Below are 12,958 nucleotides of genomic sequence, written 5' to 3'. Positions count from 1 at the left end.
AATTTAAATTATGATCCTGATGAGTGAAACCTTTAGGATAAAATAAGTCGTTAGCTTTCTAACGACTTATTTTTTATGGAGGTGCTTTAATGGCACAGGATGTAAAGTTTCACGAATATTTTTATCAATGGATGAGGTTATATAAGTTAGATGCGGTAAGGGATGTTACTTATGAAAAGTACATTATGACTCATAAACAGTTGGTAAAACTGGCACCGGAACTATTGTTGTCAGACCTTAGTAGATTATCGTATCAACAACTTTTAAATGATTATGCTGAAAGTCATGAACGACAAACAACGATGGACTTTCATCGGCATTTAAAGGGATCATTGATTGATGCGCTAGAAGAGGATTTTATTGACCGTGATCCAACTAGAAAGGCGATTATTAAGGGTGTTAAACAACGGAAACACAAGATTAAGTATTTACATCAATATGAGTTACAGGCACTTTTAAACTCATTAGATTTAGGGTCTGAAGTTAATTGGGATTACTTTATTCTATTGATAACTAAGACGGGATTAAGGTTTGCTGAGGCTCTAGGAGTTACTCCAGAGGACTTTGATTTTGCTCATCAGACACTTAATATAAGTAAAACATGGAATTATAAGTCAGCTGAAGGTGGCTATGCACCAACAAAAAATCGATCTTCAGTCAGAAAGATACCCTTAGATTGGCAAACAGTAATCCAATTTTCTCAGCTAACGAAGAATTTACCGCAAGATAAGCCAGTTTTCGTTCATGGCAAGGTTTATAATGATACGATTAATCACAAGTTAGAACGACTGTGTAAAAAAGTTAATATTCCAGTTATATCGATCCATGGACTACGTCATACGCATGCATCTTTGTTATTGTATGCTGGCGTTAGTGTTGCTTCGGTAGCGAGGAGATTGGGACATTCTAATATGACGACAACGCAACAAACATATCTTCATATTATTCAAGAGTTAGAAAATCAGGATAATGATAAAGTCATGAAACATTTGGCTAGTTTGATCTAGATTGTGAAATTAAATAGCTAAAAATCTAAAAAAGTGTCCATAACTTACAGTAGGGACACTTTTTTGCTTAAGTTCATTGGCAGCGATAATATCATTTATTTTACCAAAGGAAGAACTTACGTACTTCTGTTCTTTTATATCTCTTGGCTTTTTAATAAGTATTTTTTTAACAATTTGTCCAGATAAATTTCCTTGACCGCCTTGTAAATACTTATGAATTATTTTTCCTTTATTAAAATTCAAAAATAAATACAAAAAGTAATTATCATTATCCATATCGGTATCAATGGATAAAATTGCTTGATTAATGGCCCCATCTATTTTTGCGATTCCAACTTCGCCACTTGTAGCTCCATATAAAGCGTACAAAACATTTCCCTTTTTTATAAGTTTAGTAGAAGATTCTTCTATCCCTTGTTTAGTAAGAGATAATTTTGTAATTTTAGAATTTAATTCTGATGATCTAATAAACGGAATGTCACCCCCATAATAACTTTTATGAGTAACTGATGGCGTCCCTCCTGCGTATGAATTACTAAAATCACCAAGCTTACACTGCTCCCAAAGGTAAGCTAAATACACAAAGCAAATATGCGCTTTAGTTTGGGAGCAGCGTGAGTTAGGTGAGCTTTTCCCGAATCTTTCTGATGGAAATTGGATTGAAAAAGAACACATACACGAGAATGGGAATTATAGAGTCATTCAAACAGGTAATATTGGAGTGGGAAAGTATTTAGATAATCATAAAACAGCAAAATATATAAATAATTCCGATTTTGAACAATTAAATGGGAATGAAGTATTTCCAAACGATATTTTAATTTGTAGACTTGCAGATCCAGCTGGAAGAGCTATTTTAGTTCCAAATAATCCGATTAAGATGGTTACAGTTGTCGATGTGGCAGTAGCAAGACCCAATTCAGAAAATGATTCCATGTTTTTGATTTCATTAATTAATTCTAATGAAACATTAAATAAAATAAATGCTTATGTTAGTGGATCCACTCGTAAACGAATTAGCAAGAAAAATCTACAAAAAATTAATTTAACCATTCCAAGTTTAAAAGAACAAAAACAAATTGGTAACATATTATATGTAATGGATAATATTATCGCTGCCAATGAGTATAAGTGTTTTAATTAAAACAAATTAATAATTAATTTCACAATTGTGTTTCACAGAATTATTTTACAAATATAAACTATTCAAATTTTTTAATATAGATTATTTATCAAAATATGATTAGAGTTAATTTTATATTCATAATATGACGCATATAAAAATGGTTAATGCATTTATAATTAAGTTTGCTAATCTTTTATTTCTAATTTTTATTTTTTTAGGTATCCGTTTATCTTCTTCCATAATTTTTATATGATTCATATTTACATTCTCCTTTACCTACATGTTTAGTTGCTTATGAAGAAAAAATTAAAATTTCATATTGAAGTAACATTTTGTTTATTAGAGATTGAAGTTACACTTTTTGACTTAGACTTTAAAAAATTAACAATTAAATGTATATTTTTTATGTGATTTGTATTTAGAGATACTGCTTGTTGTTTAGTATGATGATATTTTGACATTGTTTTGGGCAAAATATGTTCAGGTTCTAATTCATCTTCACTCAACTTAATATTTTGCATAACATTATACTTTGTTCTGGAAATGATTTTGATGTTATTAAATTCTGTTTTAAGATTCAATTAATTGGTAACATTCTTTACAATTTTTTTATATATAGTGTTTGATTTATTTTTATCCATAATAATATTATTAATTTGAGTATCTTTAGTAATCCCATCTATAGAAACTACATGATGCAATTCATTATAAATAACTAAGTTTCTAATTATTTCTAGGAATCCATCAAAATATTTACTTATTATGTTAACTTTTTCTTCCTAATTTTAGTTTTTTAAAAGTGTGATTTGTTTTATAAGCAATTAAATGTATTTTTCAATTAATTGGAAATGATATAATTAAATTATTCACTAATTAAATAGTAATGTATAAGAAGAGTGAGGAAATCTATGGAAATGACTAATGGCAGTATAGTTTGTAAATCACTTGATGATATTCATAAAGCAGTTAAATTGGTTTATCCAACTAATACTGGGAATGGATCTACCAGTAATATTATCGGAAATAAAGTTAAAGGAACCGATGATCCACAAATATTTAGAGGAGAAGCTAAAAAGTATCCCAATCCAAACAGGACATTAGCAAGTAGATTTGATAGTCCAAATTTATCTGCCATGTATAATGAATATATGGCTGAATTTCCTAAAAAATTTGATAGTTTACCAAAACCATTTGATAAACTATCTTTTATGCAACATTATGGTTTACCAACTAAATTATTAGACGTTACAACTAATGTTGATGTTGCTGCTTATTTTGCTTGTGAAGACAATGATAAGAAGCATTCAACTGATGATGCATACATTTATCAGTGCTTTAGTACAGACTATAGTGATAAAATGACTAGTAATGATTCGAGTAATAGGGCTAATCTTTTGTCTAATGTTGAATTAGTTGAAGGTATTGAAAATAAGAAAATGCTTGAAGAAATTGTGAAGGAAGTAAATAAAAAACATGATTTTGAGGTTGAAGCATTGCAAAAGTACCCTAATAAAAATGTTGATCAGATAAACAATGAAATGGAGAACAGAAAAAAAGAATATTACAATTTGCGGGATGAATGTATTTGTCAACTTAAAGATATTTTAGGAGAAAATTATACTAGTATCATTCGTCAGTGTTGGTTTGGTGATTTACAATTAAATGATCAATTTTTGATTGAACCAAGAAAAAGTAATGATAGAATTTCTGCTCAATCGGGCTGGTTTGTTTATCAATCTGATTCTAGTACAGAAGACGAATTTTTAAAACATTGTCCAATTGTTATTCCTAGTGATTATAAAGAAACTATAATGAATGAACTTGATACAAAGCATATAAATGAAATTGGGATATATCCTAACGAAAATAGTGAATTTGAAACAAAAGCTAGTGAACTAAAGAATAGGTTTCTTTAATAAATAAGTATATAGATAAAAAGTAGAGTTAGTATGTAATACTAACTCTACTTTTTATCTATCGGTAATATTACAGGTTAATTATTTAAATATTTAATCTTTGTACGTCAATTTTTATTTCAATAGCTCGTTCAATTCTTCCCATCCTGATCCACCTGAAATCGGACCGTGATAGTTAGAATTACCACCATCTTGACAGCCAAACAAGTTATTCACCTGTCGGGATATCATTTCCTCCAAACTTCTGATTTTGTATGAATACTCCTCCTGTTTCTTGATAAAGGGAAAAGAGCCGTCCAGATAAATTGGTGTGACGATGTCGTTGAAGTACAGTTCTAATCGGTCGTCGCCCCTGCGAATCACATGATTGAGATTGTGATAGGCGACCCACGACGTGTTGCGCTTGCAATGGTCAATGGGCTTTAAGCGCAGGAGTTGGACGTCATTTCGAACGTACGGGATGTTCTTTCTAATCTGACAGTGACCCGCCAGCGTTTTGATTTTATCAAGGGACAAGTGGTTCTTTTGCCACAGCTCCTTCATTAAGACGTTGGTGGTTTGCTTCACGAGGGTAAAGCCTGAGACACGGTCGACGACGAGGGAATCAAATTGGTTGTGGGCGTCCTTTAAATTAATGAGCAACAGGACCGAGTCCCAGTTAACGGCGTAGGTGGTCAGTTTCCGGTTCACCTGTGACGGTAAAATCGAGTTGATATCGACCGCAAATTCGTTGCGCATCTTTCGCTTAAGTGGTTCACATAGATTCAGTGGTAATTCATTTAGTTCCATGATATCTCTCCTTTTTTGTTCTTTCATTATTAGATACGGACTTTAAGGAGAAATTTTTTATGAATTTCGATTATTTAAAATAAAATCCAATTAGCACGATTAAAAAATAAACCCTAGTGATGATCACTAGGGTTTATTAGGATATCAATGTGTGAAAGATTATTTGAGGTATTTATTGCGCTTGTCAGCAAATCCAAAGATGCCCATCAGAGCGGTGAGAAGTCCGACGATTGATAACCAAGTGGTATTTGATTGTCCGGTTTGAGGAAGGGTCACGTTTGAAATTCCCTTCTTCTGGTTCGTCAGCTTATCAACCTTGACAGATTGACGATAAGCAAGCGGTGAGGTGGTCAAATGATTATCGGCTTGTTTACTGATGCGGTACTTAACTTCGGTTAACGGGGTTACACCGGACGTATTGGCCTGGACGCTTTCAGGACGAACCGTTTCCGCGTGGTTGATGTAAGCTGCCCGTGGTTTCGTGGTCCGTTGCGCGTGGTCAATGGCGTGGTTGATGATTTGAGCGTGCGTCTTTTTGGTCGTGTTTTGACCATTAGTTTGGTTAGCAGCCTGCTCGTCATGAGCCAGTGCGGCTTGGTCCTTTGCCAGGTCACTTTTAGCTTTATCTAAAGCGGCTTGATCGGCGCCCGTTTGTTTTTCAAGGTCGGCTAACTTTGCCTTATCGTTGGCTAGTTTGGCCTTGGCGTTCGCTAAGTTATTGGCTTCATTTTGGTAATTAATCAGTTGTTTTTGTAAGGCGGCCAGTTTAGCTTGGTCATCTTGGAGTTGCTTTTCTGCTTGTTCAAGGGCCTTTTGCTTGTTGATGAGGTCTTGGGTGGCCTTGTCTAAATCACTTTGAGCCTGTTCGTTAGCGGCCGTTGCCTTTTGTAACTTATTTTGATCGTTATGAAGTTGGTTGGTGTCGTTTGCGACCCGCTGTTTGGCTTGGGCTAACTTGTTCTGCAAGCCAGGAAAGGCAGCGTTGTTATGATCGATGGTCTGTTGCTGCTGGGCAATCTGATTGTTTAAGTCGTTGATTTCGGCCTTGGCCTTGTGAATGTTAGCGGACCATTTATCTGGATCATACTGAGTAACTTGCTTTTCATCGTTACCTAATTGATTGGTCAGACGTCCCAGCTTGTTTTGTGAGTTTTCTAGCGTTTGTTGGGCACGTTTGATTGCTCCTTTACAGTCCGAGATTAATTCGAGTGTGTCATCGATTTGGCGTTCAAGTTTTTCGGGAGTCGCGATAAATGTAGCAACTACATTAAACTTAGTCGAATCTTGAATTTGACTTGGGCTAATCAAAACCAAGTGAATTTGACCGTAGTTATCAACACTGATGCCAAGGTATTTGTCGTTATTGACGTTTCCGGTATGCGGGTCGAGACCCAGAAGACTCATCTCGTGAGCATCCGATGCCTTACTGTCATTAAACAGCAAGTTCATAATCATACTGTAGAGTTTGGAGTAGATGGTATCCATGGTGGTGTAGTTGTCAAAGGTCATGTCACCAGGGGTAACGATTTCGTAACCGTCCACTCCGGGATAGACTTTCAGCCCATACTTGGCTGCCAAGTTGTTGATGGCGTTGACGTCATAACCATTTTTGTTATTAATGTTCCAATCATCTTGGTTATAAGCATTTACCAAGTCGTCAACGAATTGGCCCATACTATAACTACCAATTTCAACGTCAGTGGTACCAAACTGTTTGTGGATTTGATTAATGAGCCATTGGACGTATTCTGCCATTTCGAGTTTTTGATTATTGGTGAATTGTGGGGTTTCCTGGCCATTACTGTTAGTCCCGACCTGGACATAATCCTGCTTCGCAATGTCACTTGGTTGATAGTGGTTGGCAGCCATTGCCGCATTATCAAACTGGTTGAACCAGTCGGATGCGTTTTCGTTTGGATGTTGTTGCTTCCATTGCTGAAAGCCCTGTAAGGTCATGCCAGCGGGAATGTGAATGCTTTGCTCAAAGGCACTCTCAGACTGTTTCTCGTCGTTTAAGGTACTCTGAGCGTCACTAAGGGTTGAGTTCCATGAACTAATGTCATCTTGCGCGTTACTAATGTCCTGGTTCGTTTTATTGATGGCATCTTGGTCGTGTTTAACGTTGTTTTCGGCCTCGTCATGCTTTTTCTTAGTGGCGGCTTGCCACTTGTCTAGGTTGTCAAGCGTGGTCTGAGTATCCGCTTTTTGTTGTTCAGCTTGTTCTTGTTTTTGCTGGGCGTCCTTGGTGCTCTGTTCGTTGTTGTCAACGGCACTTTGCGCCTGATTTTGCGCGTCAGTATCGTGGTTTAACTGATTCTGGTCGTTATTAACAGCGTTTTGGGCTTGATTTTGGGCCTGCTGAGTATTATCAGCGTTCTTCTCATCTTTCTCCACGGTCGCCTGGGCGTCATTCTCGGCTTTTTGATCGTTATCAACTTGACTTTGGTCCTTTTTAATGTCGTTATCGGTCTGATTAATTTGGTCCTGAGTCTTTTTGATGTTTTCGGGAGTGGCATCGGCCGCTTCTTTTTGAGCCTGGTCAACGGCAGCTTGGTCTTTGTTTACCACACCCTGTTGATTGCTTACGGCTTGAGAGTCGGAATCGACGTTCTTTTGGTCGGTGTTTACAGCCGTCTTGTCATGGTTGACCTGATTTTGATCAGTTGAGATAGCATTAGACGTGCCATTTTGTTGTTGAATAGTGGGTTGCGTCTGGACGTTTGCACTAGCAGCATTGTTGAATACTCCCACTGCAAACACTCCCGACGCTACCAAAGCGCTTCTAGTAGTAATCCTTAGCCAACGTTTATGTAGCCTTACTGGATTCACGTGCGACTGATGACTATCATCTTTTGATACCTTACAATTATCATACTTAATAAATTTACTCATAACATAAGTCCTTTCTGCTTATAAATTATTTTGCATAATTGATAATACTATAAGGACTTTTATAATACAATTTTTTTAAGTAAAAAGTGATAATTATGTGAGTTTATTTTATTTCAATAAATAAAAACCAGCGCGTAAAGCACTGGTTTAATCATATTCAGTTTGGATTTAAACGAGCCACCAAATAATCAAAGCGATGATGAAGATGATTAAGGCTAATCCGAGCCAGTCTTTATACGTTGGCCGGTGTGGTGTCATCGTGATGGTTATGTGCTTTCCAATTTTCCATTCTCTAGTTTTCATGTCATACCTCCCATATGTAATTGATGATAGTGTGTTATACTAAAAATGTAGTAAGGAGCGAGCGCAAATCGCTCCTTATGGTTGACTATTTGATACTAAAGACAAATGTGAGACTTAGAGAAGGCAATTTGAAGCTGATTTCAAATGTCGTTAATCTAAGTCTTTTGTTGTTTTTAGAGGCCATTAATAAAGTGACCCATAATCTAATGATTATGGGTCACTTTATTCGAAGATAATCTTTTTTATTGGTATAAATGGTCAATTAAATATCTGATAATTTTTTTACATACAAGTTTTGTTTGTTTAGTGTTTTATATGGAATAATGTCTTTATCATTCTTGCCAGATCTAATTTCTAGTCTTCTAAATCCATTTTTACAATAAAAATAGTCTAATTTCGGGTTATCATCAACTTCAACGTAAAGAACTCTTCCACCGCCTAATTTCCAGAGTTCTCGTATTTTGTCGTAAGCTAGAGATAATAAGTCATTACCACTTATTTCTTGACAATATCGATTGTTTTTACTTAATTGTCCTAATAAAATGGAACTAATTTCGTGAGTTCCTTGTGATGATTGTGCGTCCATTGGATTTAATCTTTTTTGAATATTATGAGAAAGTTTATTCCAGTTTTTCCTTGAAATTGTTAAGGGCTTTGTAGAAATGGAGAAATAGCCGATAAGATGTTTTTCATTTGAAAATACTAAAGTTGTTCTTGATAATCCTACCCTTTGAAATTCAATGGATTTAGACTTTAAAAAGTGTTCAACATCTTTATTCTTACTTTGAAAGGTGTTGAACACTTCTGTTATTTCTGGTTCCTTGTAATTCTCTAATAGATCGCCTAAGCTCACAATTTTATACGCCACTAATTATTTTCTCCTAAATAATGAATCAAATTCTTGATGTAAGCTATTAGGATCTTTACTACTAAATTCTTTAACGGGTTTTGTCGTTTTAATATCTACTCTTTTGGATTCGTTTATTGCGTCATATAGTGAACGAGCAGACTTTGTTGTGAAATTAAAATTAGTACTAAAACTTTTAGTTGCCATAATAAACATCCTCCTTATGTCAATATATTGTCTACAAATCACCTTACTATATATCATAAGGTTAAATGACTGTTTTGTCAAAAATGACTTATGAATATTTAATAATAGAGAATTATTAACGTTAAGTCTTAATCATGTGCTACTTTCTCAACAATTCCCGCTTCTTTTGTTCAAACTCTTCTCTAGTAATAATGTCATCGTCCATTAACTTTTTGAATTTGCGAATCTCGTCTGCTTCTGAAACGGGTCCGTGGTCTGTTTCCTTGGAAAAGAAGGTAGTGAGGGTACTCGTCAGCATCCCTACAAAACTAATGCCCACTAACATCAAAACCACGGCAATTCCCTTCCCAATTTCGGTCTTAGGACTAATATCACCGTAGCCGACGGTCGTGGTAGTCGCGATGGCCCACCAGATCGAGTTAGTGAGCGACGTGTTTTCGACGATGGAGTAGAGGCCGGCTGACAATAAGATAATAATCGTACATATGAGTAATAGGTAAATAAAGCCGTTGGTTTTAAGAAACCGTTCGATTCGTTCCTTGAATTTACCAAGGACACCCGCGACCCTGAAAAGTCGGAAGATGCGGGTTAATCGGGTTACCCGAGAGATTTTGAAGAAAGATAAGCCGTACCCAAACGGAATGATTGCGAGTAAATCAAACAGATGAGTTTTTACGTACTGCCATTTTGGTTTGGCAAGCAAGAGCCCACCGAAGTAGTCGACGGTAAAAATCACCCAGATGGCATCGTCAATAGCCACGTATTGGTTCAGCGTCAAGATTAAGCTTATTTAAGAACTGAAGAACGGTCAGCACAATGGAAATTATTGCTAATAAGATAATCAATGCATCGTAGGTATTTCTGATAATTGGTTTAGTCACGTTCACATCACCCATCACATAGTATATATTTATTTTACCAGTCCTTAGGACCATTTATAACAACTTCAAAAGTGTTCACTACCAAAAATGATAGTGAACTCTTTTTATTTTTGTTCTCATATTTGAATTGCTAATAATGTTGTGATACATCAATTTTTATCATGGAATAAAAATTATAATCAGAGAAATTGCACACCAGACGGCGATTATAATCGAATAATGATTATTAAATTATTATGGAAATCACATAATTATTTTTCACAAATTACCTACAAGCAACACTAAAAGTTACAAATATTATGTTATGTAACATATATTTTAAAACCATCTAAATTGTGATGATGTACTCAAATTATTGCCACTCTACGAATTGTTCCGTCTATTATTTTAATTTTTAATAAATTGTTCATAAAATACTTCGTGAATTTTGTTCAAACCACGTTATTCTTGTGAAGTATTAATTAATTACTTGATTGGCAATGGACCTTAACGGCCGTGATTGTAATTATTATTACTTCACAAAGCGTGTTTTTAAATGGAGTGGGAGGAGTTTTTATGTTAAGTAATCCAAAGAAACATTTCAAAATGTATAAAGCTGGAAAGCGGTGGATGGTCGCTGGGCTGGTAACCTTTGCTACCGTGTCTGGTTTAGCCGTCGGAGTAAGTGCTGATACCACCGCTCAACCGGCTACAAATAATGTGAAAACCGATGCACAAGCAGCAGGTAGCGCAGTTCCTGTAAATGCTACTAAAGCTGACCCAACGACAACTAATAATCAAACTCAGGTTGATAAAGCACCGACTGCTAACGAGCAGCAGCCAGATGACCAATCAAATCAACCTGCAGCAACTAATGCGCAAGCGGAATCACAAACGACTCAAAAGAACACCGTTACTCCATCAGCACAAAACCAAAACGGTAACGATCAACCAGCAGTTGCGCAATCAAATGACCAGCAAAATGATGGTCAATCAACTGCCAATCCTGCTAAACAGGACCAATCACAGACTAATAATCAAACGACTGATGCTTCAAATGCTCAGCCCGACAAATCACAAGTAACCGATCAAAAAGCTACCAATCAAAACGCTGATAACCAGGGTGTGAAGCAGCAAACTAACCCGGTCAAAGCCGACCAGCCACAGGTGGACCAAAACAAAGCGGCTGTTGTTCCAACGAATCCAGAACCAAAACCAGTCGAAAAGATTGATGATCAAGCTAATTCAGTTGCTAACAACGTTCAAAATAACCAAGCTGTTCAATTTAACGCTCAACCAGTCAAAAACGTTCAATTAGCTGACCAGACGCAACAGGGAACCTGGGGTTCTGCTAAGTATGTTTATGATGCCCAAACTAGAACACTCTCATTTAATGACAGTGGAGACTTAGGCAACGAATTTCAACTTGATGATTGGTTGCAAGAAAATTATAAACAAGTTCAACACGTTATCTTTAATTCCAAGGTAATTGTTGATGACGCTAACGGTCTCTTTGCTTATTGGAGTGGTGTGCAAGATTATCAAAACTTGTACAACCTTGACACCTCGAACTGTACCAAAATGACCAATATGTTCTTAGACAACCATGCACTTAAGTCGGTCGATTTGACGGGAATGAATACCAGTAATGTAACCGACATGGATGCTATGTTTTACACCAACGCTGGTTTGGATGGAATGACCGGAACTAAACTTGAATATGTAAACCTTGGTGGCATTGATACATCAAAGGTAACTAGATTCTATAACATGTTTAAAGATGATCAATTTTTGAAGCGTATCTACGGTATAAACAAGCTAAATACTAATAGTGCTCAAGTAATGCACAGCATGTTCCAATCTACTTATCGATTGGAAGGATTAGATGTAAGTAGTTTTAATACCAGTCATGTAACTGATATGGCTTACATGTTCTGCGGAACCGGTGTTTTAACTGACGGCTTCAACATCAAAGGTCTTTCAAACTTAAATACTAGTAAAGCAACTGACATGAGTTACATGTTTAACGGTGATCAAAGCATCACGGACCTAAGTGGAATTACCAACTGGGACACTAGTAACGTGACGTCGATGAGTAACATGTTTGCCAACTGCTATGACCTTAAAAGTTTGGACCTTTCTAACTTTGATACCCAAACCACTAACACGACTGACATGCTGGCAAACGATCAAAGTTTAAGTGAACTCAAATTAGGCAATGAAACTGGTTTGCTGGATTCCCATTTGCCAGCGGTTCCTAGTCAATACGCTGGTTGGGTTCAAGTCGACGCCAATGGCCACGTGATTCCTGGTCAAAACGCCTTGTCTTCAGATGAATTAACCAACGGTGAAGCTCATCCCGGAACATGGGTTTGGGGTAATCCAGTTAAAGATGAATCCTCAATTCATGCTCAGGGAATTACTATTTACGCTGGTGATGCTGTTCCAACCAACGCTGCAGCTTATAACGCTGGGGCTACCAATGAAGATGGCACCAAAGCTACCATTACTAAAATCGATACTTCAAAAGTTAATAATCAGGTTCCCGGACAATACCCAGTCACCATCACTTCCTCAAATGGTCAAAGCATGACGGTTACGGTCACTGTTTTAGCAAATCAAGCCAACATTACTGCCCATGGCATCACCATTTACGCTGGTGACAATGTGCCAACCGACGCCGCAGCTTACGGTGCCACTGCAACTAATGAAGATGGAACTCCCGCAAAGATTACCAAGATTGATACTTCGAAAGTTAATAACCAAGTACCCGGACAATACCAAGTTGCGATTTCTGCTTCCAACGGTAAAACCTTCTTTGTTCCGGTAACAGTTTTGGTTAATCAAGCTAACATTACCGCTCATGGCATTTCAATCTATGCCGGCGACGATGTACCAACCGATGCCGCAGCTTACGGTGCCAGTGCAACTAACGAAGATGGAACTCCCGCAAAGATTACCAAGATTGATACTTCGAAAGTTAATAACCAAGTACCCGGACAATACCAAGT

The 12,958-nt window shown here is 36.6% G+C and carries 11 protein-coding genes; 4 read left to right on the top strand and 7 right to left on the bottom strand.

Features of this window, described 5'->3' with window-relative positions:
• Nucleotides 1–89 precede the first annotated feature (89 nt).
• Nucleotides 90–1,007 carry a site-specific integrase gene (locus AC6UC9_RS05685; protein ID WP_500701397.1) on the top strand — a complete coding sequence of 306 codons (918 nt, stop codon included), beginning with the start codon at nt 90–92 and terminating at the stop codon, nt 1,005–1,007.
• Nucleotides 1,008–1,016: 9 nt separating this feature from the next.
• On the opposite strand, the gene AC6UC9_RS05680 is transcribed toward AC6UC9_RS05685, so the two are convergent.
• The gene (locus AC6UC9_RS05680; RefSeq protein WP_500701396.1) at nt 1,017–1,589 is read right to left on the bottom strand and encodes a restriction endonuclease subunit S; all 573 of its coding nucleotides are present in this window, start codon (nt 1,587–1,589) and stop codon (nt 1,017–1,019) included.
• Nucleotides 1,590–1,596: 7 nt separating this feature from the next.
• Here AC6UC9_RS05680 and AC6UC9_RS05675 point away from each other — a divergent pair, with 7 nt between their 5' ends.
• Together AC6UC9_RS05675 and AC6UC9_RS05670 are read left to right on the top strand one after the other, a co-directional pair.
• Complete coding sequence (locus AC6UC9_RS05675) at nt 1,597–2,151, top strand: restriction endonuclease subunit S (protein WP_500701469.1); 555 nt, start codon at nt 1,597–1,599, stop codon at nt 2,149–2,151.
• Nucleotides 2,152–3,041: 890 nt separating this feature from the next.
• Nucleotides 3,042–4,049, top strand: a complete 1,008-nt coding sequence (locus tag AC6UC9_RS05670) for an FRG domain-containing protein (RefSeq protein ID WP_500701395.1) — start codon at nt 3,042–3,044, stop codon at nt 4,047–4,049.
• Nucleotides 4,050–4,163: 114 nt separating this feature from the next.
• Here the strand turns inward: AC6UC9_RS05670 and AC6UC9_RS05665 are convergent, their stop codons facing one another.
• The 6 genes from AC6UC9_RS05665 to AC6UC9_RS05640 all read right to left on the bottom strand — a co-directional run bounded on the left by AC6UC9_RS05665 (nt 4,164) and on the right by AC6UC9_RS05640 (nt 9,847).
• Entirely contained in the window at nt 4,164–4,838 is a 675-nt protein-coding gene (locus tag AC6UC9_RS05665; protein WP_500701394.1) for a hypothetical protein, read from the bottom strand.
• 159 nt (nt 4,839–4,997) lie between these two features.
• Nucleotides 4,998–7,730, bottom strand: a complete 2,733-nt coding sequence (locus AC6UC9_RS05660; protein ID WP_500701393.1) for an SEC10/PgrA surface exclusion domain-containing protein — start codon at nt 7,728–7,730, stop codon at nt 4,998–5,000.
• 168 nt (nt 7,731–7,898) lie between these two features.
• Nucleotides 7,899–8,033 (bottom strand): hypothetical protein, encoded by a 135-nt coding sequence (locus AC6UC9_RS05655; protein ID WP_500701392.1) that lies wholly within the window; start codon nt 8,031–8,033, stop codon nt 7,899–7,901.
• 262 nt (nt 8,034–8,295) lie between these two features.
• Entirely contained in the window at nt 8,296–8,901 is a 606-nt protein-coding gene (locus tag AC6UC9_RS05650) for a hypothetical protein (protein ID WP_500701391.1), read from the bottom strand.
• 3 nt (nt 8,902–8,904) lie between these two features.
• Entirely contained in the window at nt 8,905–9,087 is a 183-nt protein-coding gene (locus AC6UC9_RS05645; RefSeq protein ID WP_500701390.1) for a hypothetical protein, read from the bottom strand.
• Nucleotides 9,088–9,226: 139 nt separating this feature from the next.
• Complete coding sequence (locus tag AC6UC9_RS05640; RefSeq protein ID WP_500701389.1) at nt 9,227–9,847, bottom strand: ion channel; 621 nt, start codon at nt 9,845–9,847, stop codon at nt 9,227–9,229.
• Nucleotides 9,848–10,523: 676 nt separating this feature from the next.
• Here AC6UC9_RS05640 and AC6UC9_RS05635 point away from each other — a divergent pair.
• The coding region (locus AC6UC9_RS05635; RefSeq protein WP_500701388.1) for a BspA family leucine-rich repeat surface protein at nt 10,524–12,958 on the top strand (2,435 nt) is incomplete at its 3' end.

The sequence above is a fragment of the Fructilactobacillus sp. X7R4C1 genome (assembly GCF_059901115.1).
This window is presented reverse-complemented; position numbering and strand designations above follow the sequence as displayed.

Bases quoted from the DNA above. Each gene is read 5' to 3' on its own strand.
- AC6UC9_RS05685 (WP_500701397.1), top strand. From the start codon at position 90: ATGGCACAGGATGTAAAGTTTCACGAATATTTTTATCAATGGATGAGG.
- AC6UC9_RS05670 (WP_500701395.1), top strand. From the start codon at position 3,042: ATGGAAATGACTAATGGCAGTATAGTTTGTAAATCACTTGATGATATT.
- AC6UC9_RS05665 (WP_500701394.1), bottom strand. From the start codon at position 4,838: ATGGAACTAAATGAATTACCACTGAATCTATGTGAACCACTTAAGCGA.
- AC6UC9_RS05645 (WP_500701390.1), bottom strand. From the start codon at position 9,087: ATGGCAACTAAAAGTTTTAGTACTAATTTTAATTTCACAACAAAGTCT.
- AC6UC9_RS05660 (WP_500701393.1), bottom strand. From the start codon at position 7,730: ATGAGTAAATTTATTAAGTATGATAATTGTAAGGTATCAAAAGATGAT.
- AC6UC9_RS05655 (WP_500701392.1), bottom strand. From the start codon at position 8,033: ATGAAAACTAGAGAATGGAAAATTGGAAAGCACATAACCATCACGATG.